General features: G+C 62.4%; 22 protein-coding genes and 1 tRNA gene. 16 read left to right on the top strand and 7 right to left on the bottom strand.

Annotated elements, in window-relative coordinates; all coding sequences use genetic code 11:
• Nucleotides 1–345: 345 nt before the first annotated feature.
• From B5M07_RS08310 to pdxH, 4 genes are all read right to left on the bottom strand, one after another.
• Nucleotides 346–422 (bottom strand) — tRNA-Pro (locus B5M07_RS08310).
• Between the two features lie 77 nt (nucleotides 423–499).
• Complete coding sequence (locus B5M07_RS08305) at nucleotides 500–1,006, bottom strand: DUF192 domain-containing protein (RefSeq protein ID WP_120350955.1); 507 nt, start codon at nucleotides 1,004–1,006, stop codon at nucleotides 500–502.
• Nucleotides 982–1,530, bottom strand: coding sequence for a cold shock domain-containing protein (locus B5M07_RS08300; RefSeq protein WP_205570849.1), 549 nt, complete (start codon nucleotides 1,528–1,530; stop codon nucleotides 982–984). The genes B5M07_RS08305 and B5M07_RS08300 overlap by 25 nt, the downstream gene beginning before the upstream one ends.
• Before the next feature lie 20 nt (nucleotides 1,531–1,550).
• On the bottom strand, nucleotides 1,551–2,156 hold the full coding sequence (pdxH, locus tag B5M07_RS08295) for a pyridoxamine 5'-phosphate oxidase (protein WP_120350954.1): 606 nt from the start codon (nucleotides 2,154–2,156) through the stop codon (nucleotides 1,551–1,553).
• A gap of 238 nt (nucleotides 2,157–2,394) precedes the next feature.
• Here pdxH and fabI point away from each other — a divergent pair, with 238 nt between their 5' ends.
• From fabI to B5M07_RS08265, 6 genes are read left to right on the top strand one after another with little or no spacing between them, the layout of a single operon-like run.
• Entirely contained in the window at nucleotides 2,395–3,201 is an 807-nt protein-coding gene (gene fabI / locus B5M07_RS08290) for an enoyl-ACP reductase FabI (protein ID WP_067629420.1), read from the top strand.
• Nucleotides 3,202–3,255: 54 nt separating this feature from the next.
• Entirely contained in the window at nucleotides 3,256–3,789 is a 534-nt protein-coding gene (gene gpt, locus B5M07_RS08285; protein WP_067629419.1) for a xanthine phosphoribosyltransferase, read from the top strand.
• 48 nt (nucleotides 3,790–3,837) lie between these two features.
• Entirely contained in the window at nucleotides 3,838–5,019 is a 1,182-nt protein-coding gene (locus tag B5M07_RS08280; protein ID WP_120350953.1) for an aminotransferase, read from the top strand.
• A 30-nt stretch (nucleotides 5,020–5,049) separates the two neighbouring features.
• On the top strand, nucleotides 5,050–6,894 hold the full coding sequence (locus B5M07_RS08275) for a peptidyl-prolyl cis-trans isomerase (RefSeq protein ID WP_120350952.1): 1,845 nt from the start codon (nucleotides 5,050–5,052) through the stop codon (nucleotides 6,892–6,894).
• Between the two features lie 12 nt (nucleotides 6,895–6,906).
• Nucleotides 6,907–8,418 (top strand): anthranilate synthase component I, encoded by a 1,512-nt coding sequence (gene trpE / locus B5M07_RS08270; protein ID WP_120350951.1) that lies wholly within the window; start codon nucleotides 6,907–6,909, stop codon nucleotides 8,416–8,418.
• A gap of 2 nt (nucleotides 8,419–8,420) precedes the next feature.
• Complete coding sequence (locus B5M07_RS08265) at nucleotides 8,421–9,461, top strand: succinylglutamate desuccinylase/aspartoacylase family protein (protein ID WP_120350950.1); 1,041 nt, start codon at nucleotides 8,421–8,423, stop codon at nucleotides 9,459–9,461.
• Between the two features lie 24 nt (nucleotides 9,462–9,485).
• Here the strand turns inward: B5M07_RS08265 and B5M07_RS08260 are convergent, their stop codons facing one another.
• Nucleotides 9,486–11,051: a divergent polysaccharide deacetylase family protein gene (locus B5M07_RS08260; protein ID WP_162931832.1), complete on the bottom strand. Its 1,566-nt coding sequence runs from the start codon at nucleotides 11,049–11,051 to the stop codon at nucleotides 9,486–9,488.
• A 166-nt stretch (nucleotides 11,052–11,217) separates the two neighbouring features.
• Here B5M07_RS08260 and B5M07_RS08255 point away from each other — a divergent pair, with 166 nt between their 5' ends.
• From B5M07_RS08255 to lexA, 7 genes are all read left to right on the top strand, one after another.
• The gene (locus B5M07_RS08255) at nucleotides 11,218–11,799 is read left to right on the top strand and encodes an anthranilate synthase component II (protein WP_120352194.1); all 582 of its coding nucleotides are present in this window, start codon (nucleotides 11,218–11,220) and stop codon (nucleotides 11,797–11,799) included.
• Entirely contained in the window at nucleotides 11,796–12,812 is a 1,017-nt protein-coding gene (trpD, locus tag B5M07_RS08250) for an anthranilate phosphoribosyltransferase (RefSeq protein WP_120350948.1), read from the top strand. The genes B5M07_RS08255 and trpD overlap by 4 nt, the downstream gene beginning before the upstream one ends.
• Nucleotides 12,809–13,468 carry a uracil-DNA glycosylase gene (locus tag B5M07_RS08245; protein WP_120350947.1) on the top strand — a complete coding sequence of 220 codons (660 nt, stop codon included), beginning with the start codon at nucleotides 12,809–12,811 and terminating at the stop codon, nucleotides 13,466–13,468. The genes trpD and B5M07_RS08245 overlap by 4 nt, the downstream gene beginning before the upstream one ends.
• Nucleotides 13,469–13,475: 7 nt before the next feature.
• A complete protein-coding gene (gene trpC / locus B5M07_RS08240) occupies nucleotides 13,476–14,288 on the top strand; it encodes an indole-3-glycerol phosphate synthase TrpC (protein ID WP_120350946.1) in 813 nt (270 codons plus the stop codon).
• Nucleotides 14,288–14,761 carry a cyclic pyranopterin monophosphate synthase MoaC gene (gene moaC / locus B5M07_RS08235; RefSeq protein ID WP_067941390.1) on the top strand — a complete coding sequence of 158 codons (474 nt, stop codon included), beginning with the start codon at nucleotides 14,288–14,290 and terminating at the stop codon, nucleotides 14,759–14,761. The genes trpC and moaC overlap by 1 nt, the downstream gene beginning before the upstream one ends.
• A complete protein-coding gene (locus B5M07_RS08230; RefSeq protein WP_120350945.1) occupies nucleotides 14,758–15,930 on the top strand; it encodes a molybdopterin molybdotransferase MoeA in 1,173 nt (390 codons plus the stop codon). The genes moaC and B5M07_RS08230 overlap by 4 nt, the downstream gene beginning before the upstream one ends.
• A 71-nt stretch (nucleotides 15,931–16,001) precedes the next feature.
• Nucleotides 16,002–16,697, top strand: coding sequence for a transcriptional repressor LexA (lexA, locus tag B5M07_RS08225; protein ID WP_120350944.1), 696 nt, complete (start codon nucleotides 16,002–16,004; stop codon nucleotides 16,695–16,697).
• On the opposite strand, the gene B5M07_RS08220 is transcribed toward lexA, so the two are convergent.
• Nucleotides 16,691–18,718, bottom strand: coding sequence for a ComEC/Rec2 family competence protein (locus tag B5M07_RS08220; protein ID WP_120350943.1), 2,028 nt, complete (start codon nucleotides 18,716–18,718; stop codon nucleotides 16,691–16,693). The two genes, lexA and B5M07_RS08220, sit on opposite strands and share 7 nt — an antisense overlap.
• 115 nt (nucleotides 18,719–18,833) lie before the next feature.
• On the opposite strand from B5M07_RS08220, the gene gltX reads away from it, so the two are divergent.
• From gltX to B5M07_RS08205, 3 genes are all read left to right on the top strand, one after another.
• Nucleotides 18,834–20,234, top strand: a complete 1,401-nt coding sequence (gene gltX, locus B5M07_RS08215; RefSeq protein WP_120350942.1) for a glutamate--tRNA ligase — start codon at nucleotides 18,834–18,836, stop codon at nucleotides 20,232–20,234.
• 115 nt (nucleotides 20,235–20,349) lie between these two features.
• Nucleotides 20,350–21,645, top strand: coding sequence for a citrate synthase (locus B5M07_RS08210; protein WP_067626303.1), 1,296 nt, complete (start codon nucleotides 20,350–20,352; stop codon nucleotides 21,643–21,645).
• Between the two features lie 480 nt (nucleotides 21,646–22,125).
• Nucleotides 22,126–22,425, top strand: a complete 300-nt coding sequence (locus B5M07_RS08205) for a hypothetical protein (protein ID WP_120350941.1) — start codon at nucleotides 22,126–22,128, stop codon at nucleotides 22,423–22,425.
• Between the two features lie 2 nt (nucleotides 22,426–22,427).
• Here the strand turns inward: B5M07_RS08205 and B5M07_RS08200 are convergent, their stop codons facing one another.
• Nucleotides 22,428–23,201 carry an enoyl-CoA hydratase-related protein gene (locus tag B5M07_RS08200; protein WP_120350940.1) on the bottom strand — a complete coding sequence of 258 codons (774 nt, stop codon included), beginning with the start codon at nucleotides 23,199–23,201 and terminating at the stop codon, nucleotides 22,428–22,430.
• Nucleotides 23,202–23,226 lie beyond the last annotated feature (25 nt).

Here is a 23,226-nt window from a genome sequence, read left to right as displayed (position 1 = left end):
TACCCGCAAGCCCGGTGCAGCGTTGAATTCCAAATAATCCATTGCCCCGGCAGAGTTAGGGGCGGTGCTTGAGGGATTGGTCGAATTCATCCACAGGCCGAGACGCCTGTGAGGGCGACAGCCTCGCCGAAGCTGGCCGCACATCGCCGCCAAAGGCGGTCCAGCGCCCCTGCCCGTCAGCTCAATGCAAAACCGCGACAGAATCATCACGGTCTTCGCAGGCATTGGCGCAAATCTGCCAAAGCACAGGCGGCAGACACTATATCTTGTGCAGAATGGAAATATTCCAGCCGATACAGCCCCTAGATCGCTAAGGACTGAGATAATCTCAAGACTGGAAGAAAGTGGTCGGAGCGAGAGGATTCGAACCTCCGACCCCCTGTACCCAAAACAGGTGCGCTACCAGGCTGCGCCACGCTCCGACTGGGGCTTCTTTAGCCATAAGCCCGCCGATTGAAAAGCCCCGAATGACCTTAAACTCAGAAAAACGACGAAGTCTTTAGCAAGGCCAGGCCGGGGTGTTCCCAGCAAAGGCCGGATGGCGGATTTCGCTGCCTTCGGTGATGCCCAGACGTTTCGCCAGACCGCCATTAATCTCCAAGACCGACAGCAGATCATCCCCGCCCGGAATCGGTGTCTCATCCAGTGGTTTGGCGGAGTGGTGAATTTTCTGCACCACGCCTCTCTCGTCGATGAACAACAGGTCGAGCGGGATCAGCGTGTTGCGCATCCAAAAGCTCAGCGGTTGGGGGGTCTCATAGATAAAGAGCATCCCCGCACTCAGCGGCAGAGAGCGCCGGTGCATCAGCCCCTTGGCGCGTTCCGCCGTGTCATCCGCCACTTCGACGGAGAACCGCGCCTTGCCCCAGTCGCCCCGCAGGCTCACGCTATCGGCGCGACAGACCTCGGCCAGCGCCGCACCGGTCAGCAGCAGGCTGGCAAGCGCCGCCCCTGCAATTTGCCCTGTCAGATGTCGTACATTCAGCCGTCTATCACCGCGTCCCATGAACTTACCTCCGCCGCCAGATGGCCCCGATCGCCAACAATCACCCGCATGGCAAGCGCTTCGCCCGGTTGCAAATCACAAAGTCCGGATTGGCGCAGTACATCGATATGCAGAAACACATCTTCCGCGCAGCCAAAGACATTTGCAAACCCAAAACCCTTGGCCTTGTCGAACCATTTCACACGGGCGGGCTCGAACTCGGCGGCGGCAAGTTGATCGGGGTCAAATCCTGCGAATTCGACCACGGCGGCGGGCGGCTCACTGGGGGGCGTGACGGCAAGCACCTCGACCGCCTGCGCGCCGCGATCGGTCTGCTGCACCCGCACCGTCACCCGGGCCCCATCAGCGACAGAGCTTTGGCCGAAATTGCGCAGAACATTGACGTGCAGTAATATGTCGGCCCCGCCCGCATCGGCCACGACAAAGCCGAAGCCTTTGAGCGGATCGAACCATTTGACCACGCCCTCAAGGGGATCGTTTAGCCCCGGCGTTTCTGCCGGTTGGGTATCAGACACATCTTTCATCGCTAATCCGTGCCGTCCTATCAAGGATTGAGCCGTGTGACGGCCCAGGGCGCTGCGGCATCCGCGCGGCGCCATTGAAAACGGTCATGCAGGCGGAATTCGCCATCTGCCCAGAATTCGATTTCCAGCGGGGTGATCCGGTATCCGCCCCAGAACGGCGGACGTTTAGGGTTCACCCCCTGCTGCGCGGTCACTTTGGCGACTTCGGCCATCAACGCCCCGCGCCCCGACAGAGGCTGCGATTGGCGCGAGGCCCAAGCCCCCAAACGGCTCTTGAGCGAGCGCGATGCGTAGTAGTCATCGGCCTTTGGCCCGTCTTCGCGGCTAATCAGCCCGCGCACCCGCACCTGACGGCGCAATGATTTCCAATGCATGACAAAAGCCGCCTTGCCCGCGCCATCCAGCTCTTGAGCCTTTTGGCTTTCGTAATTGGTGTAAAAGACAAAGGCGTCCGGTTCGATCTCTTTCAACAGCACCATGCGGGCGTTTGGCAGCCCTTGCGAATCTACCGTGCTCAGCGCGATGGCGTTGGGGTCATTCGGCTCACTCGTGTCTGCTTCGGAAAGCCAACGCTGCGCAATCGCAAAGGGATCGTCCCCCGCAAATATACCAGTCCGCGTTTCCATTCGGCATCCCCTCCTAGAGTGTTCGAGCCCGTAACCGGTTCTTCGCCGGAGTCTGAGTTATTCGCTAAGACATTTGTTAACGATCGGCAACTCAAAGGACAACCTTACCCGATTTCCGTCAGTTAGCCGCCGATCTTATGGCAAATCACGGGGGTGAAGCCGCCTGTGCAGTCTTGATGGCCGCGCTGCAATCGCCTAGACCAAGACAACCTAAACGGAACATAGACAAGGCGGCGGAATGGGAAACGAATTGATGCGGGGCAAGCGCGGGCTCATCATGGGTCTGGCGAATGACAAATCCATCGCATGGGGCGTGGCCAAAGCGCTGGCCGATGCGGGGGCGGAACTTGCCTTTTCCTACCAAGGTGACGCGCTCAAGAAACGTGTGGGGCCATTGGCCGAGCAGCTTGGCAGCGACATCGTTCTGCCCTGCGACGTCGGCGACGAAGCCTCGATCGACGCGATGTTTGATGGGCTGAAAGAACGCTGGGACGGGCTTGATTTCATCGTTCACGCCATCGGCTTTTCCGACAAGGGGGAACTGCGGGGCCGCTACGTCGACACCAGCCGCGGCAACTTCGCCATGTCGATGGATATCTCGGTATATTCCTTCACCGCCGTGATGCAGCGCGCGGAAAAGATGATGTCGCCCGGTGCCAGCGCCCTGACGCTGACCTACTACGGCGCCGAAAAGGTGATGCCGCATTATAATGTGATGGGTGTGGCCAAGGCCGCGTTGGAGGCGAGCGTTAAATACCTTGCCGAAGATCTGGGCAAGGACGGCATTCGCGTCAACGCGATCTCGGCGGGGCCGATCAAGACGCTGGCGGCCTCCGGCATCGGTGATTTCCGCTACATCATGAAATGGAACGAGTACAACTCCCCCCTGCGCCGCAATGTCACGACCGAGGATGTCGGCAAGGCCGCCCTCTTCCTGCTGTCGGATCTGGGCAGCGGCACCACGGGAGAGAACCTGCATGTCGACGCGGGCTATCACGTTGTCGGCATGAAGGCGGTTGACGCGCCCGACATGTCCAAGGAATAAGCCGCCCAAATTAATTCGCGCGGGTGCCCGCGCCAGCTGCTGCAAAGGACCATCATGACCAAATCCAAGGACGCCTCGCGCCTGCCCCATGAAAAGGGCTTTCACATCTCCTGGGATCAGATCCACCGCGACAGCCGTGCGCTGGCGTGGCGGCTCGATGGTCTTGGTCCCGACGATGGCGCGTGGCGTGCCGTGGTGGCGATCACCCGCGGCGGCATGGCCCCCGCGATGATCGTCGCGCGTGAGTTGGATATCCGCACCGTCGATACGATCTCGGTCATGTCCTACCATTCGGGCGGCGGCGCCGCCGACCAGCGCCGCGAGGCCAAGGTCCTGAAATCCCCCGACGCTGAGATGATGGGCGATGGCACCGGCATCCTGATCGTCGATGATCTGGTCGACAGCGGCAAGACCATTGAACTGGTGCGCGAACTTTACCCCAACGCCCATTTCGCCACCGTCTATGCCAAGCCCGAAGGCGAGCCGCAGGTCGATACTTTCATCACCGGCGTCAGCCAAGACACGTGGATCTTCTTCCCGTGGGACATGGCGCTGCAATATGTCGAGCCCTACCGCGGCAAGGACTGAGGGGCCCTGCGCCACCTTCCCCTGCCCCTTACCTGACCGGATACACCTATGCCGCTTTCGCGCACCGCCACCACTTTCTTCCCTCCGGTGATGGAGGCGCGGCGCTGGCTGGATGGCGTGACATTCACCGATGACCGTCCGCTGATCAACGTAAGCCAAGCCGCCCCCGTCGATCCGCCCCCAGAGGGGCTGCGCCGGGCGATGGCCGAGGTCACGCTGAACAACGATGAGGCGCATCTCTATGGCCCCGTGCTGGGCTTGCCGGAACTGCGCGCCGAACTGGCACGGCAAACGGCAGAGAAATACGCGGGCGTGGTGACCGACGAACAGGTCTGCATCACATCCGGGTGCAACCAAGCCTTTGCCGCCGCCATTGCCACGCTCTGCGGCGAAGGCGATGAGGTGATCATCCCGACGCCTTGGTACTTCAACCACAAAATGTGGCTTGACATGAGCGGGGTCACCGCCGTGCCGCTGCCCGTCGAAGCCGACATGCTGCCCGACCCCAACAAGGCCGCAGCCGCCATCACCCCGCGCACCCGCGCCATCGCGCTGGTCACCCCCAACAACCCCGGCGGCGTGGAATATCCCGCCGCCCTCGTGCAGGAATTCTTTGACCTCGCGCGCCGTCATGGCATCGCGCTGATCCTCGACGAGACCTACCGCGATTTTCACAGCCGCCCCGGCGCGCCGCATGCGCTGTTCCGCGACCCCGACTGGCACGACACGCTGATCCACCTCTATTCCTTTTCCAAAGCCTACCGCCTGACCGGCCACCGCGTCGGCGCGCTGATCGCCAGCACGGCGCGGCTGGCGGAAGTTGAGAAGTTTCTCGATACCGTGGCCATTTGCCCGGCGCAGATCGGCCAACACGGCGCGCTCTGGGGGATGCAGAACCTGGGCCCGTGGCTGGCAGATGAACGCGAAGAAATCCTTGCGCGCCGCGCCGCGATTGCTGCGCTGATGCCCAAGATCGAACCGCTGGGGTGGGAATTGCTCGGGCTCGGCGGCTATTTCGCCTATTTGCGACATCCCTTTGACCTCTCCTCGGCAGAACTGGCCCCGCAATTGGTGCGCGATGCAGGCGTGCTTTGCCTGCCCGGCACGATGTTCCAGCCCGAGGGAGACGCGCGCGGCGAAAGCCAGTTGCGCATCGCCTTTGCAAACCTCGACACCGCCGGTCTCGAAGTGCTTTTCGACAGGCTTGCAGCCCTGCCACGCAACGCATAGACAGGTCCGAAATTAACGAGGGACCGTGTCATGGCCAAAAAAGGCTTCAGCTTTTCGAAAACCGCCGTCTGGGCCTTGATGGCCCTTTTGATCTTGGGTCTTGGCGGCTTTGGTGCGATCAACCTCAGCGGCAATCTGCGCAGCATCGGCAGTGTCGGGGACAAGTCGATCTCGGTCGATCAATACGCCCGCCAATTGCAGCAGGAAATCCGCGCGATTGAAGCACAAACCGGCGAGAGCCTGTCCTTTGCCCGCGCCCAAGAAATGGGTCTGGACCGCGCCGTTCTGCAACGGATCGTCCGCAACCGCGCGCTGGATCACGAAGCCGATGAAATGGGCCTCTCCATCGGCGATGCCACCCTGCGCGATGAGATCGTGGCTATCTCGGCGTTCCAAGGGATCGATGGCAACTTCGACCGCGAAGGCTATCGTTTCGCCCTTCAGCAAAGCGGCATGAGCGAGGCCGAGTTCGAGCGTTCGATCCGCGAAGAGGCCGCGCGCGGCCTGTTGCAGCGTGCGGTTCTGGGCGGTGTTTCCATGCCCGACACCTATGCCCGCACGTTGGTCGACTACGTCGCCGAACAGCGTAGCTTTACTTGGGCCCGCCTCAGCGAGAGTGACCTCGACACCCCCGTGGCCGCGCCGACAGAAGAAGAGCTTCAGGCCTATTACGACGCCAACACCGATGACTTCATGCTGCCCGCCAGCAAAAACATCACCTATGCATGGCTCCGCCCCGAAGACCTGCTGGACGAGGTTGAGGTGCCCGAAGAAGAGCTGCGCGCCGAATATGACGCCCGCAGCGATGAATACGACCAGCCCGAGCGTCGCTTGGTCGAGCGTCTGGTCTTTGCCAACGAAGAGGCCGCCACGCAGGCCGCAGCAGCGCTCGAAGTTGACGGCACCACCTTTGAGGCGCTGGTCGAAGAGCGCGGCTTGGCTCTGGCGGATGTGGATATGGGCGACGTGGCCAAATCCGATCTCGACGCCGCAGGTGACGCGGTGTTTGGAGCGCAAAGCGGCGACATCGTTGGCCCTCTACCCACTTCGCTTGGGCCGGCCCTCTTCCGCGTGAACGCGGTTCTGCCTGCGCAGAACGTACCTTTCGAAGAGGCCCGTGAGGTGTTGGAAGAAACCCTCGCCATTTCCCGCGCGACCCGCGCCGTCGAAGCCCGCGCACAGGAAATCGACGACCGCCTCGCCGGAGGGGCCACGCTTGAAGATCTGGCCGAGGAAACCAAAATGAACCTCGGCACCATCGACTGGACCCAAGAAAGCAGCGAGGGCATCGCCGCCTATGGCGCCTTCCGTGAAGCCGCAGCAAGCCTGAGCGCGGATGCCTTCCCGCAGATCGACCAGTTGGAAGACGGCGGCGTTTTCGCCATGCGCCTTGATGAGACCAAGCCAGAGCGCCCCGAACCTTTTGAGCAGGCCCGCGATGCGGTTGAGACCGCGTGGCGCAATGCCCAGATCGTGGAGGCGCTGACCGCCAAGGCCGAGAGCCTGACCGGCACATTGGCCGAAGCGGACGGTTTTGAGGCCGCCGGTCTCACGCCGCAGCTTGGCGAAGGCCTGACCCGCAGTTCCTATGTCGACGGCACGCCCGACGATTTCATGGATCAGGTCTTTGACCTCGACGAGGGTGGCGTCGCGGTCCTGCCCGCAGGGGACAGCGTCGTGGTGCTGCGCCTTGATGCCGTGACCCCCGCGGGCGAAGACGACCAGACCCAAGCGCTGATGACCCGTCTGTCACAGCAGTTGGATCAGGCGCTGGCCCAAGGTCTTTTCGATATCTACAGCAATGCAGTGATGCGCGATGCCGATCCCCAGATCGACCAGCGCGCGGTCAGTGCCGTGCATGTGAACTTTCCCTGATAGGCAAATTTGATGGCCCTGACCCCGGATTTCGACACTTTCGCCCGCGCTTATGAAGCGGGCGAAAACCAGATCGTCTACACCCGCCTTGCTGCCGACCTCGACACGCCGGTGTCGCTTATGCTCAAACTGACGGGCGCGGCGGAGAATGCCTTTGTGCTGGAGTCTGTCACAGGCGGTGACGTGCGCGGACGCTATTCCATCATCGGCATGAAGCCCGACCTGATCTGGCGTTGCCGGGGTGAGACCGCAGCACTGAACCGTGCGGCGCGCTATGATGCGGATGCCTTTGAGGACATGCCCGGCGATCCGCTGGACCGTCTGCGCGATGTCATTGCGGAATCGCGCATCACCCTGCCCGATGACCTGCCCCAAGCCGCCGCCGGTCTTTTTGGCTACCTTGGCTATGACATGATCCGGCTGGTCGAACATCTGCCCCATGTGAATCCTGACCCTCTGGGCCTGCCTGATGCGGTGATGATGCGCCCCTCGGTCGTGGCCGTGCTGGATGGGGTGAAGGGCGAAGTCACCATCGTCTCCCCCGCTTGGGTGTCCGAGGGCCAGACCGCGCGCGCTGCCTATGCCCAAGCCGCCGAGCGGGTGATGGACGCGGTGCGTGATCTGGAACGCGCCATGCCGCAGACCTCCCGCGATTTGGGAGAGGCCGAAGACGCGCCGGAGTCGGTGAGCAATTTCACCCACGACGGGTACAAGGCCGCCGTCGAAAAGGCGCGCGATTACATCAAGGCGGGCGATATCTTTCAGGTGGTGCCAAGCCAGCGTTGGGCCCAAGAGTTCACACAGCCCCCCTTCGCACTTTACCGCAGCCTGCGGCGCACCAACCCCTCGCCCTTCATGTTCTATTTCAACTTCGGCGGCTTCCATGTGGTCGGCGCAAGCCCCGAAATCCTCGTGCGGGTCTTTGGCAACGAAGTCACCATTCGCCCCATCGCCGGCACCCGCAAACGCGGAGCCACGCCGGAGGAAGACCGCGCGCTAGAGGCCGATCTGCTGAGCGATCCCAAAGAGCTGGCCGAACACCTCATGCTGCTCGATCTGGGCCGCAACGATGTGGGCCGGGTCGCCAAGATCGGCACCGTGCGCCCCACCGAAGAGTTCATCGTCGAACGCTACAGCCACGTCATGCACATCGTCTCCAACGTGGTCGGTGAGTTGAAACAGGGCTGCGATGCGCTCGACGCCTTCTTTGCCGGAATGCCCGCAGGCACCGTCTCGGGCGCGCCCAAGGTCCGCGCGATGGAGATCATCGACGAGTTGGAACCCGAAAAGCGTGGCGTTTACGGCGGCGGCGTGGGCTATTTCAGCGCGGGCGGCGACATGGATATGTGCATCGCCCTGCGCACGGCAGTGGTGAAAAACGAAACGCTCTACATCCAAGCCGGTGGCGGCGTTGTCTATGACAGCGATCCAGAGGCCGAGTTCATGGAGACTGTGCATAAATCCGGCGCGATCCGCCGTGCCGCAGCCGATGCGGCGCGCTTTGGCGGTAAAGGGAACAGCTGACCATGCCAAACCGGGTCCCCTTTCAGATTGCGGGGCATTCCGTTGCCCCCGGCAGCAGCCTTGCGGTTGACCTGCCCGTTTCGATCCTGCCGGATCACACGCCGGTGCATCTGTCGCTTGAGATCTATCACGGCAAACGTCCGGGGCCGACGATGTTCGTCTCGGCTGCCGTGCATGGGGATGAGGTCATCGGCGTTGAGATCACGCGCCGACTGCTGCGCGCGCCGCAGCTCTCCGCCCTGCGCGGTACACTGATCGTGGTGCCGGTGGTGAACTCCTTTGGCTTTCTGAACCGCTCACGCTATCTGCCGGACCGGCGCGATCTAAACCGCTGTTTCCCCGGCTCGCCTTCGGGCAGCCTTGGCGCGCGGCTGGCGCATATTTTCCTGCAAGAGGTGGTGCTGCGCTGCGACTTTGGTGTCGATCTGCATTCGGCGGCGATCCACCGCACGAACCTGCCTCAGGTGCGTGTTTCGCCCGCGGACAAGGTGACCCATAAGATGGCGATGGATTTCGGCGCCCCGGTGGTGCTGACCTCGCCGCTGCGCGATGGGTCGTTGCGCGCGGTTGCGGCGCGCGAAGGCACGCCGATTCTGCTTTATGAAGCGGGCGAAGGGCTGCGCTTTGACGAGATGGCCGTGCGTGCCGGGCTCGCAGGCATCCTGCGGGTCATGCGCGGACAAGACATGCTGCCCGCCAAGGGCATCGCCAGCGCCCGCAGCGCGCCCTATATCTGCACCGCCTCGCATTGGCTTCGTGCCCCTGCGGGCGGCCTGCTGCGCACCTTCCGTGCCGAAGGTGAGACGGTGGCCGAAGGCGATCTGCTTGCCATCGTGTCGGACCCCTTTGGCAAAGAAGAGGCCGAACTGCTGGCCGATGCGCCGGGCATTCTTATTGGGCGTGCCATTCTCCCGATCGTCAACGAAGGCGACGCGGTCTTTCACCTCGCCAAGCTCAGCCCCCGCGCGGCAGAGGCGACGGTGGATGAACTGGTCAATCAGTTGGAAGAAGACCCGCTTTTCGACGAAGACGAGATCATCTAGTTCAGGGCCATACCCTGCGCGGGGTCATTCCTCGCGCAGCAGCACTGCCGAGATCGGAACCAAGGCCACATCGCTGGCCCGGTCCTGCAAGCCCCAAAGCAGCAGCGCCGAAACGGTATCGGGCCGCAGACGGCCCAGCATGATCACCGCCCCCTCTTGCCCGGCCTTGAACGCCGCTTGATCGAGGAAGCGGCGGATCACCCGTGCGGTCTGGTCCTTGCTGTCGAAATCGCGAAACACCGAATCCGCAGGCACCCCGGCCTTCCGCGCCAGTTTCGGCATGGTGTTCAGCCCTTTGTCCTGCGTCACCAGCCCGTGGCCGGACTGCGCAAGGATATCCGTCACTTGATCGGCCAGCGCCCGGCTGCCTTGAAAGCCGCTCTGGGTCCCTTCCAGCACACCGACCACGGGCCCGATCCGGTCGAGCGTGGCGGCAAAGGCGGTCTCGGCATCGCTTGGCTGTGCGCCCTGCGGCAGATCGACCAGCGCCAAGACCTCAAACCCGGCCTCGCGATAGGTTTCCACCCGTTCCGCCGCGTCCGAGAGGCCGCTGTCGACCGCAAAGCTCAGCGGATAGGGAAAACTGCGCAGCGCGGCCAGCCCGGCGCTGCCCGCAGTGACCGACGTGCCATCGTCGATCAACACCACGCTCATAAGCGGTTTGCCCTCGGGCAGGTCTCCGGCAAGGCTGTTGACCACCACGGGGCGCGGATCGTCGTTCACAATCTCGTCAGCCTCGGCGGGCTCTGCCGCGGGTGTCGCACCGGGGCGGTTGATCACCACCCCCGTATCACGGTCTGACAAAGTGACTGCGGGTGTGCCGATGTTCGGTCGGCCATCGCTCTCCGTATCGGCGGGTTCAGGCGTCGCTTCCGCAGACTGCGGCTCTTCCACCGGCGCGGGGGCGTCTGCTGCGGTGGATTGAGGAGCAGCCTCGGGTGTAGGCGCATCTTCCTCGGCATCAACGACAGGCGAAGTTTCGACGATATCACTCACCGGTGCCGGTTCCGGCACCGCATCCTCTTCAACGGCAATCTCTTCCGCTGGCAGGGTGATCGCCTCGTCCTCCTCGACCTCCGGCGCTTCCATGCCTTGCGGCGCGTCAAACGCCCCTTCGATATCGGCCACATCCGGCGCAGGCGGCTGCGCGGGTTCGGTGCTGATCGAAAGCTCGTCGGCGGCCTGCGGCGCATCGGGGGCCACGGCCTGCGGATTGGGCAACACCGGTTCTTCCGCGCCCGGAGACATCGGGGTTTGCCCCTCTGGTGCCGCGGGGGTGCTGAGCCCCTCTGCGCTGCCGGTCTCTGGCAGGCTGGCCGACGTCTGCGTGTCGGGGTCAAGCGCGGCTAGGCTGTCTTGCTCAGGCACATCGGCACGCGGCGCGGGAGCATTCAACACAGGCGCAGAATCGCGGCTGCGCCCCTGCTCACCTGCATCGGTCACATTGATCCGCGCCGGGGCGGGACCAGAGCCGGGCGCATCACCCACCTGCGGCGGCAAGGGCAAGGGCATCATCAAAGACACTGCACCGGCCACACCGATGCACGTCACCCCCCCCCAAATCAGCCCGCTCAGAACTCCGCGTGCCATCTGCGCTACTCCTGCTGTCTGCGCCATGGCCAGAAAGCCCGGCGTTCCCCTCAATTGGCTTGCCCCAAACTCTTGACGATGGGGTTCAAGCCTGAACATGTATGCCAAAACCTATACCGCGCTCCGGCGCGGTTTCTCCAGTCCTAATACAAAGAAATGCCTGCCTGTGCTGCTGCTCATCGATAACTACGACAGCTTTACCTATAACTTGGTCCACTATCTGGGCAGCCTCGGGGCGGATGTGCAGGTGCACCGCAACGACGCGCTCAGCGTGGACGAAGCGATGGCCATGAACCCCGCCGGTATCTTGCTGTCCCCCGGCCCCTGTGACCCTGACCAAGCGGGGATATGCCTAGAGCTGACCCATGCCGCTGCCGAAGCGCGGGTGCCGCTCTTGGGCGTCTGCCTGGGCCATCAGACCCTTGGCCAAGCCTTTGGCGGCAAGGTCGTGCGTGCGGATGACATCGTGCACGGCAAGCTGGGCCAGATGCAACATGAGGGGCGCGGTGTCTTTGCCGGACTGCCCTCGCCCTTTGGGGCCACGCGCTATCACTCGCTGGTGGTGGAACGCGCAAGCCTGCCGGAGTGTCTTGAGATCACCGCAGCACTCGAAGACGGCACGATCATGGGTCTGCAACACCGCGACTTGCCGATGCACGGCGTGCAATTCCATCCAGAATCGATCCGGTCCGAGCATGGTCACGCCCTGCTGCAAAACTTCCTGAATGAGATGAAGGTCCCGGCATGAGTAGCGCGTTGAAACCCTTGCTTGACGCCGCTGCCAACGGGCCGCTCACCTCGGAACAGGCTGTGGAGGCCTTTGAAATCCTCTTCGAAGGCGAAGCCACGCCAAGCCAGATCGGTGGCTTTCTCATGGCCCTGCGCACGCGCGGCGAAACGGTCACCGAATATGCCGCCGCCGCAAAGGTCATGCGCAGCAAATGCAACGCCGTGCGCGCGCCCGAAGGGGCAATCGACATCGTCGGCACGGGCGGCGATGGCAAGGGGACGCTGAACATCTCGACCGCCGCCGCGTTTGTGGCCGCAGGCGCAGGCGCGGTCGTAGCAAAACATGGCAACCGCAACCTTAGCTCGAAATCCGGCGCTTCCGACGCGCTGTCGCAGCTTGGCATCAACGTCATGGTCGGCCCTGCGGTGGTCGAGCGTGAATTGGCCGAGGCGGGCATCGGTTTCATGATGGCCCCCATGCATCACCCCGCCGTCGCCCATGTTATGCCCACAAGGTCCGAGCTTGGCACCCGCACGATCTTTAACATCCTCGGCCCGCTCACCAATCCCGCAGGCGTCAAACGCCAGCTTACCGGTGCCTACAGCCGCGATCTGATTGAACCGATGGCGCTGACGCTAAAACAACTCGGCTCTGAAAAAGCGTGGCTCGTGCACGGGTCCGACGGCACGGATGAACTGACCATCACCGGTGTAAGCTGGGTCGCCGCACTGGAAGACGGCGTGGTTAACTTGCGCGAATTGCACCCCGAAGACGCGGGCCTGCCGGTCCATCCGTTTGAGGCCATCGCCGGGGGTGAACCTGCCGAGAACACCAAACATTTCAAAGCGTTGTTAGACGGCGTTCCATCGGGTTACCGCGACGCTGTGTTGCTCAACGCGGCCTCTGCCTTGGTCGTAGCGGATGTGGCCCCCGATCTGAAAACCGGCGTCGAAATGGCCCGTGAAAGCATCGACAGCGGCGCAGCGCGTGACCGGATCGAAAAAGTGGCGCAGATCAGCCAGTCGAAATGACACCGCCAAGCCTCAGCGCGCTTGGCGATTGGGCCGAACTACCCTTTTTCGCTGCGGACTGGCCGCGCATCGCCCAACGGCTAGCTGCCGAGCCGCGTGAGATTTTGCCGCCCGCTCCCAAGATATTCGCAGCACTTGAACACCTTCAGCCCGCAGCGGTAGAGGTGGTGATCCTCGGCCAAGACCCCTATCCCACACCCGGCCATGCGCACGGCTATGCCTTCTCAGCCGAGCCTCACGTGCGCCCGATACCACGATCTCTCGCCAATATCTTCAAAGAGTTACACGGCGATCTTGGCGCACCGCCTGAAGATCCAGATCTGCGGTTCTGGGCCGATCAAGGTGTCCTGTTGTTGAACAACGTCCTAACCGTTCCGGCAGGCTGTGCGAATGGACATGCGAAACTTGGCTGGCAAACGCTGACCGCTCAGGTGCTGGCCCGCCTCTCAGATCGCCCCCGCGCCTATCTGCTTTGGGGCGCACATGCGCAGAAGGCCGCGGCGCAGATTGACCCGGTGCAAAACCTCAAGATCGAGACACCGCACCCTTCGCCGCTTTCCGCCTGCCGCGGCTTCTTTGGCTCGCGCCCCTTCAGCCGGGTGAATGACTGGTTGCAGGGCCAAGGCAAGCCCGGCATACATTGGACAAAGCCGTGAGGATGCCATGACCGCCACTATTCTGGAAAAAATCAAAGCCTATAAGCTGGAAGAAATCGCCGCTGCCAAGGCCGAAAAGTCGCAGGCTGACATGGAGGCCGCCGCCCGTGCAGCACCGCCCGTGCGCCCCTTTGCGCAGCGCCTGCACGAAGCCTCCCGCGAGGGCTATGGCCTGATTGCCGAGATCAAGAAAGCCAGCCCGTCGAAAGGGCTGATCCGGGAAGATTTCGAACCCGCCGACCTTGCCCGCGCTTATGCTGCAGGCGGTGCCACCTGCCTATCAGTTTTGACCGATACGCCGAGTTTTCAAGGCGCGAAAGAGTTCTTGGTCGAGGCTCGCGCGGCCTGCGATCTTCCGGTGCTGCGCAAGGATTTCCTTTACGACCCCTATCAAGTCGCCGAAGCGCGAAGCCTTGGTGCGGATTGCATTCTGATCATCATGGCCTCTGTTTCTGATGCGCAGGCCGCTGAGTTGGAGCAAGCCGCGCAGGACTGGGGCATGGATGCGCTGATCGAAGTGCATGACGCCGCAGAACTGGCCCGTGCCGAAAAGCTTACGAGCCGGATGATTGGGATCAATAACCGCAATCTCAATACCTTCGAGACCTCTCTTGATGTGACACGTCAACTCTCGGAAGCGGTGCCGCCCGATCGGATGCTGGTCTGTGAATCCGGCCTCTACACCCCTGCGGACCTCGCCGATATGGCGGTTTATGGCGCGCGCTGTTTCTTGATCGGCGAAAGCCTCATGCGGCAAGAAGATGTTGAACAGGCCACCCGCGATCTACTGGCCAGCCCCCTCATCCCGGGAGGCATGTAATGGCGCTAACGCATTTCGACGCCGAGGGTGACGCGCATATGGTCGATGTCTCGGACAAGGCCGTCACCTCTCGCGTGGCCAGAGCCGAAAGCTACATCAAGATGGCACCCGAAACGCTTGAAATTATTACCGAAGGGCGGGCCAAGAAAGGTGACGTTCTAGGCGTCGCAAGGCTTGCCGGGATCATGGCGGCCAAGCGTACGGCGGATCTGATCCCGCTTTGTCACCCATTGCCGATCACGAAAGTCAGCGTTGATCTAACGCCCGACGCCACCCTACCGGGCATCCGGATCTCGGCCACCGTCAAGACCACCGGTCAAACGGGCGTAGAGATGGAAGCCCTCACTGCCGCCTCTGTCACCGCGCTCACGGTCTATGACATGGCGAAAGCGGTAGATAAGGCGATGGAAATTGGCGGCACGCGGGTCACATTGAAAGACGGTGGCAAATCAGGCCGTTATGAGGCGACATGATCAGCGTTGAAGCGGCAATGGCGGGTGTTCTAGACCTCGTCACCCCGCTGGAAACCGAAGAAATCGCTCTGCGGGCCGCAAATGGCCGCGTCTTGTCACGACCCGTGATGGCGCAGCGCAGCCAACCGCCCTTTGCCGCGTCCTCCATGGACGGCTACGCACTGCGCCGGGCTGAGGTCGAGCCGGACGCGATGTTCAAGGTGGTCGGCGAGGCTGCGGCGGGCCATGGCTACGCAGGTACGCTCCGCGCCGGGCAAGCCATCCGCATCTTCACAGGCGCACCGATCCCCGATGGGGCCGATTTCGTGGTGATCCAAGAGGATGTCACCCGGCGCGGCAACCTTATCACGCTCGGCCACCGCATTGGTGACAAGGACAATATCCGCCCTGCGGGGGGTGATTTCATCCAAGGCGAAGAGCTCACCGCCCCGCGCATTCTGCGCCCCGCCGACGTGGCGTTGCTCGCCGCGATGAACGTCGCGAAAGTGCCCGTCACGCGCAAACCCGTCATCGCGATCCTCGCCACAGGGGATGAATTAGTGCAACCCGGCGAGAGCCCCGGCCCTGACCAGATCATCGCCTCCAACAGCTACGGCCTTGCCGCGATGATCGAGGATGCAGGCGCCGAGGTACGTATGCTGCCCATCGCGCGCGACACTGCGGCCTCGCTCAAACAAGCTTTCGCCTTGGCCCGCGGCGCGGACCTTATTGTCACGATCGGCGGCGCTTCGGTAGGCGATCACGACCTAATTGCGCCGGTCGCGGCAGAGCTCGGCATGGAGCAGGCTTTTTACAAAGTCGCCATGCGCCCGGGCAAGCCCCTGATGGCAGGCAAAATCGGAGCCTCAGCAATGATCGGGCTGCCGGGAAACCCAGTCTCAGCAATGGTTTGCGGGGCGGTCTTCGTATTGCCGATGCTGCGGCGGATGTTGGGGTTGCAAGACGTACAAGCCCCCCTGCGCGATGCGCCCCTCGGGCGCGGCATTGGCCCAAATGGACCGCGAGCGCACTATATGCGAGCTCAGCTTCGCGATGGAGCGCTTTATCCGGACGATCGTCAGGATTCATCCCTTCTGTCCGTCTTGGCACAGGCGGATGCTTTGATGGTTCGTCCGCCCGCGGATCCAGCAAGGAATGCCGGGGATATACAGCAGTACATTTTGATTTAACGCCCGCAGCGGTTGACACAAAACAAGAACATCCGTAGAACAAAAGCAATAAAAGCTTCAGGGGCCGTGCAATGCTGACCAAAAAACAACTCGATTTGCTTTCTTTCATTCACCAGCGCGTGCAGCGCGACGGCGTCCCGCCGAGTTTTGATGAGATGAAATTGGCACTCGATCTGCGATCGAAGTCTGGCATTCACCGTTTGATCACGGCACTAGAAGAACGCGGATTTATCCGGCGCCTTGCCCATCGTGCCCGCGCAATCGAAGTGGTCAAACTTCCTGAAAGCCTCGGCGGTGCGCCCGGTTTTGCCCCGCGCGTGATTGACGGGGATCGCCCCGACACCCCGCCGCCGCCCGCAGCACAATCGGTCACGGCGCAGCACGCCTTTGATGTGCCGGTCATGGGCCGGATTGCTGCCGGTGTTCCGATTGAGGCGATTTCACAAGTCTCGCACAGCGTTACGGTTCCCGGTGGAATGATCGCCGGTCAAAGCGAGCATTACGCGCTTGAGGTGCGGGGCGACTCGATGATTGAGGCGGGCATTAACGATGGCGACATCGTAGTGATCCGCGAGACATCTGTGGCCGACAACGGTGATATCGTGGTCGCGCTGGTCGAGGATCAAGAGGCAACGCTGAAACGTTTCCGTAGGCAGGGGTCTTCGGTCGCTTTGGAAGCGGCGAACGCGGCCTATGAAACCCGCGTACTGCCCTCGGACAAGGTTAAGGTTCAGGGCCGACTGGTGGGGTTGATCCGCACCTACTGACGGTTTGGCCTGCTGTTCCACAAACGCAGGCCGGCACGGTCCCTCGCGGTGGTGATCTGCCAACCGTGGGACGATTTGGTTAGCGCCAGGGCGCCGGTTTCACGTAGGCGAACAGGATCATAGATCGGGCAGCCCCAAGTCTGGGCTGTCGCTATCTCGACAGATGCCACCACGATATCTTCCGGCTGACAGCCGGTAAATGCGGCGACCGCCCGTTTTCCTGAAAGGTGGATAATTCTATCCTCTTGCGCGGCCCACCTTTGAGCGGCCATGGCCTGATCAACGCCGTCGCCGTCATTTTCCAACCAATTGCGGGCAACAAATCCTGCGCCCCTCTCTTTGCTGAGCGCCCTGCCCGCCGGGGTCATTACACCCACCAGCGTCCCAGTATCGGCGACAAGCACATCGGGGCGCGTGGCCCCCTGCCAAAGGGCGAAGGACAGCAGCATCGCGGGCGCGCCCAACCAGCGCATGCGGCCTTGCCACAGGATGAGCCATAGAAATCCAAGCGACAGAAGCGGCAGCACCCATCCCCCCGGCCCCGGCACGAAACTGCGCGCGCCGGGCAGATGCGCCACCAGATCCGCGACCGATAGTATCCACCTCAGGCCGAGCCCCATCGCCCAAAGCGGCAGCCCCTCGCCCCCTATGGGCGCGAGGATGGCGGCCAGCACGGCGGCGGGAATGACCAAGACGCCCATCAACGGGACCGAAAGCAGGTTTGCGACCAGCCCGTAATGGGCGACCGTGTTGAAATGCGCGGCGGAGATCGGCGCGGTGGCGAAACCCGCAACGGCTGAGGAGATCACGATAGCAGCGACCGGGCGAAGGCGCTTGGGGATGACCTCACCTTCAAAGTCGCGCATCCAGCCAAAGACTGCGACAAGCGCAGTGGTCGCGGCGAATGACATCTGGAAGCCCGGCCCCATCAGCGCCTCGGGGCGCAGGATCAGCACGATGATCCCCGCCACGGCGACGGCCCGCAACGAAATCGCCCGCCGCCCGATCATCAGCGCGCACAAGGCGACGGCGCACATGATATAGGCCCGCTCGGTCGCGACATTTCCGCCCGAGAGCGCGAGATAGCCGGTGGCGGCGATAAGCGCAGCTGCCGCCGCGATGCTGCGGCTGGGCCAGCCTGTGGCCGAGACCGGATGCAGAGCAAGGATCAACCGCGCCGCGCCAAAGACGACCGCGCTGAGCAGCCCCATGTGCAGCCCCGAGATCGCCAATAGATGCGCCAGATTGCTGCTGCGCAGGTTTTGTAGCGCGGCTTGCGAAATGGCGCTGCGGTCGCCGGTGGTGATGGCGGCGGCAAAACCGCCAATGTCTCCGGGCAGATGCGCGCGCACCCGTGCCGATGCGGCCATGCGCAGCCGAAACAGGGCCAGACCGGGGTCCCTTTCGGCTGGTTCTGCGATGCCCAATAGCGGCACCCGGGCATAACCGACCGCCCCCAGCCCCGCGAACCAAGCGTGGCGCTGGAAATCAAATCCGCCGGGCTCAACCGGGCCCGCGGGCGGCGACAGATGCGCGGTGGTCATCACCTGCATGCCCGGCTTGGGCGCAACCGCGCCGGAGAGTTTCGAGTGGAGCGAGACCCGGACCCGGCTCGGCGTACGCGCGGGCGGCACCCGCTCTAACCGGACCTGATCAAGCGTGACACGCGGCACATCAGATTGACTGCGGTCAAGCGCCACGACGCGCCCTTCGACAGCGCCATAGTAGCGCCAGCCGAGCACGGGGGCGCTTATCGAATGCGCCCGAAACGCCGCGAGGAGCAATCCCAGCAGAACCAAGGCCAAACCGACCGCGAAGGGTGCGGTAACCTCAGGCAATGCCCGCGCCACAACCGCCAACGCGGCGACGGCGAGTGCGGTGGCCCAAAGCAGTGGTATCGAAGGCTCCGCCGCCAGCGAAAAATACCATCCGATCCCCAAGGCGAGACAGACCGGCACCCAGCCGAACAGATGCCCCCGCTGGCGCAGCATCACGGTGCTGAACTGGTTCCAAAGGCCCATGCTTGCCCCCGCGGATCGCACTGGGTAGACAGACGTCAAATCCTAGGACCGGTCGGGTTACCAAACGGTAAACGCCGCTCCGAGCACAATATCTCTGACCGAAAGGCCCACCGCCATGAACGCCCCTGTTGTGACCCGTTTCGCCCCGTCTCCTACCGGGTTCTTGCACATCGGCGGGGCGCGTACCGCCCTGTTTAATTGGCTCTATGCCCGTGGTCGGGGGGGCAAATTCCTGCTGCGCATTGAAGACACCGACCGCGCGCGGTCCACCCCAGAGGCGACGAAAGCGATTCTCGCCGGCATGTCTTGGCTGGGCCTAGATCACGACGGCGAAATCGTCAGCCAGTTCGAAAACGCCCCCCGCCATGCCGAAGTCGCACATGAGCTTCTTGCGGCGGGCAAAGCCTATAAATGCTTCGCCAGCCAAGAAGAAATCACCGCATTCCGCGAGGCCGCACGCGCCGAGGGACGCAGCACGCTCTACCGCTCGCCCTGGCGCGACGCCGATCCGGCAAGCCACCCCGACGCGCCCTACGTGATCCGCATCAAAGCGCCGCTGGAAGGCACCACCGTGATCCGCGATCAGGTGCAGGGGGATGTGACCATCCGCAACGATCAGCTTGACGATATGATCCTGCTCCGCTCGGACGGCACGCCGGTCTATATGCTGGCCGTGGTGGTGGACGATCACGATATGGGCGTGACCCATGTGGTGCGCGGCGACGATCACCTCAACAATGCCGCCCGCCAGATGATGATCTATGAGGCGATGGGTTGGGACGTGCCGGTCTGGGCGCATATCCCGCTGATCCACGGCGCGGACGGCAAGAAGCTGTCGAAACGTCACGGGGCCTTGGGGGCGCAGGAATATCAGGTAATGGGCTACCCGGCAGCGGGGATGCGCAACTACCTTGCCCGGCTGGGCTGGAGCCACGGGGATGATGAATTCTTTACCGACGCACAGGCCCAAGAGTGGTTCGACCTTGACGGCATCCGCAAAAGCCCCGCGCAATTCGACCTGAAAAAGCTCGAAAATCTTTGCGGCCAGCATATCGCGCAGGCCGATGATGCCGCGCTGCGGCGCGAAATCGAAGCCTATCTGGAGGCCGCAGGTCAGCCTGCCCTTACGGCACCCCAAGCCGAGGGTTTGGAGCGGGCGATGTATTGCCTCAAAGATCGCGCGAAGACATTCCCGGAACTGCTTGAAAAAGCGACCTTTGTCTTAGCCGAGCGCCCGATCATCCCGGATGAGAAAGCGGCAAAGAACCTCGATACGGTATCCCGTGGCATACTGTCGGAATTGACGCCGCAATTGCAAAATGCTAGCTGGAACAAAGAAACGCTGGAGGAGGTACTGAACGGCTTTGCTGCCGCGCATGACACCAAATTTGGCAAGCTGGCGGGGCCGCTTCGGGCGGCTTTGGCTGGCAGGGCAGTCACCCCATCGGTTTTTGACATGATGTTGGTGCTGGGGCGCGATGAGACCCTTGCCCGACTGACGGACGCCGCGGCCTAAGTTTTGGTTCACCACTTCTTTGGGCGGCAGGTATAACTGAACGGGACAGCCCCATTTGGGGCTAGGCCCAGACGGCGGGGAGCATCTCCGCAGCCTACATTCGGGAAGGGATTTCATGACCAATAACAATAAAACCGCAACGCTGACGATCGACGATCAGAGCTTTGAGCTGCCGATTCACAGCCCCACCGACGGCCCCGATGTTGTCGACATCCGCAAGCTTTACGCTCAGGCGGGTGTCTTTACCTACGACCCGGGTTTCACCTCGACGGCAGCCTGCGACAGCACGATCACCTTTATTGATGGTGACGAGGGCGTGTTGCTGCACCGTGGCTACCCGATCGAGCAATTGGCGAGCAAATCGCATTACCTCGAAGTTTGCTACCTGTTGCTTTACGGTGAACTGCCCTCCCCCAAGGCGCTTGAAGATTTCGAATGTCTGGTGACCAACCACACCATGCTGCACGAGCAGATGATGAACTTCTTCCGTGGGTTCCGTCGCGACGCGCATCCGATGGCAATCATGGTGGGCGTGGTCGGCGCGATGTCGGCCTTCTATCACGACAGCACCGACATCAACGACGAGCATCAGCGCGAAGTCGCGACGATCCGTCTGATTGCCAAGATGCCGACCATCGCGGCGATGGCCTATAAATACACCATCGGCCAACCCTTCGTCTATCCGCGCAACGATCTGGACTATGCCTCGAACTTCCTGCGCATGTGCTTTGCCGTTCCGGCCGAAGACCATGAGGTAAACCCGATCCTGAGCCGCGCGATGGACCGGATCTTTACCCTCCATGCCGATCACGAGCAGAACGCCTCGACTTCAACCGTGCGTCTGGCGTCTTCTTCCGGCGCGAACCCCTTCGCTTGTATCGCCGCCGGCATCGCCTGCCTTTGGGGTCCGGCACATGGTGGTGCGAACCAAGCCTGCTTGGAAATGCTCAAGGAAATCGGCACGCCCGATCGCATTCCTGAGTTCATCGCCCGCGCCAAGGACAAAAACGATCCCTTCCGCCTGATGGGCTTTGGCCACCGCGTTTACAAAAACCACGACCCGCGCGCGACCGTGATGAAGGAAAGCGCCGACGAGGTTCTGGAGCTGATGGGTGTTGAAAACAACCCGATCCTTCAGGTCGCCAAGGAACTTGAAAAAGCGGCATTGGAAGATCCGTATTTCGCGGAGAAGAAACTGTTCCCCAACGTGGATTTCTATTCCGGCATCATCCTCGAAGCCATGGGCTTCCCCACATCGATGTTCACTCCGATCTTCGCGCTGGCGCGGACCGTGGGCTGGATCTCACAGTGGAAAGAGCAGATCAGCGATCCGCAGCTTAAAATCGGTCGTCCGCGTCAGCTTTACCTTGGTGAAGACAAGCGCGACTACGTCGATATTGAGAACCGCTGAACCAACCGACAGTAACATCGCAAACGCCCCGGATTTCCGGGGCGTTTCGCATTTTGCCCCGGCCCTGCAATCGGTACCCGCGTCGGACGTTGTTGACCCTAGGGCAACAATTGAGATGCGAAGCGGCGTGCGAATACCCCGGCTCCGAATCGCGTAAATCAACGCCACTTCTCGCGACGTATGCAATGGGTCCGAAAAACAGTGAATGTTTCCAAGCGTTTTGCCGGTTGCGAAACACCGAGGCGCAAATTACGGCCAAATTACGGCACTGTTTCGCCTTGCGTGACAATGACCCAGTCCCGCTTGACGGGAATCCCCCCGGGGCGATACCCTCACATCAAGAGGCCTTTTCGGGGTGGGAAAGGCATCATCGCGGCACTGCATTGAGGGATTTCCCCTCTCGCGGTCCGGCTGGAGTCCGCCCCAAAGGTAGATGACATTTGGCAGCTTAGCAGCCCGCCCGCGACGAAGGAAAGCACGATGACCGGATCAGAACGGACCAAAGGGCTTCGCTGGGACTGCGCCACCGGTCTGACGCCCGCCAAGGCCAGTGAAATCCCCGGCCCTCAGGGTGCACTGGTGCCCGACACGCTGCATGATTGCGATCAGATCGCCGTGGTCTATGACAAGGGCCAGACCCCGCCACGGATCACCATCGCGCAGGTGTCGAACTCCGTACATACGGTTTTGGCGGATGGGGTCGCGGTGGCGGTGGTGGCGCGGGCCAATGGCCCGGCACCTTCGGCAAGCGATGTGCTTTTGGTCGAGCGGAGCTGCTAGCCTTACCGACCCTGAAACTTGGGGCTGCGCTTTTGGGTAAAGGCCGTGACCCCTTCGGCAAAGTCTTGTGACTTTCCGCAGCGGCCCTGCGCTTCGGCCTCGAGCGACAGTTGATCCTCCAACCCATTGTCCCAAGACGCGCGGATCGCTTTCTTGGCCTCTGCATAGGCCGCTGTGGGACCGGCGGCCAGTTGCGCGGCCTTGGTGCGCCAATGGGCGTCGAATTCGGCATCCGGTACGGCTTGCCAGATCATGCCCCAGTCATCGGCCTGCCGCGCGGTGATCTTATCGGCGAAAAGGGCCGCGCCCATCGCCTTGGCCATGCCCATCTGGCGCGGCAGCGCATAGGTGCCGCCCGCGTCAGGGATCAAGCCAATGCGGGTAAAAGCCTGCATGAAATAAGCGCTCTCACTGGCAAAGACGACATCGGCGGCCAGCGCGATATTCGCCCCCGCCCCCGCCGCCGGACCGTTCACGGCGGCGATGGTCGGCACGGGGCAGTTGATAATGGCGCGCAGCAGCGGGGCATATTCTTCGCGCAGCGTTTTCTCCAGATCGGCGACGCCGCCTGCCCGGTCGGCCAAGTCCTGCCCCGAGCAAAAGGCCCGGCCCGCCCCCGTCAGGACCACGACCCGCGCCGCGCGCCCGCCTTCGGTCACCGCATGTGTCAGCTCCGCCCGCATTTGGGTGGTCAGCGCATTCATCTTGTCGGCGCGGTTCAGCGTGATCAGCGCGACATCATCGGTCAGCGCATAGGTGATCGTTTCATAGTCCATCTTGCTATCCTTGATTGCTTGGCCG

It is taken from the genome of Sulfitobacter sp. D7 (genome assembly GCF_003611275.1).
Classification (GTDB): Bacteria; Pseudomonadota; Alphaproteobacteria; order Rhodobacterales; family Rhodobacteraceae; genus Sulfitobacter; species Sulfitobacter profundi.
The sequence above is the reverse complement of the archived record's forward strand: the minus strand, read 5'-3'. Positions and strand labels throughout refer to the sequence as shown.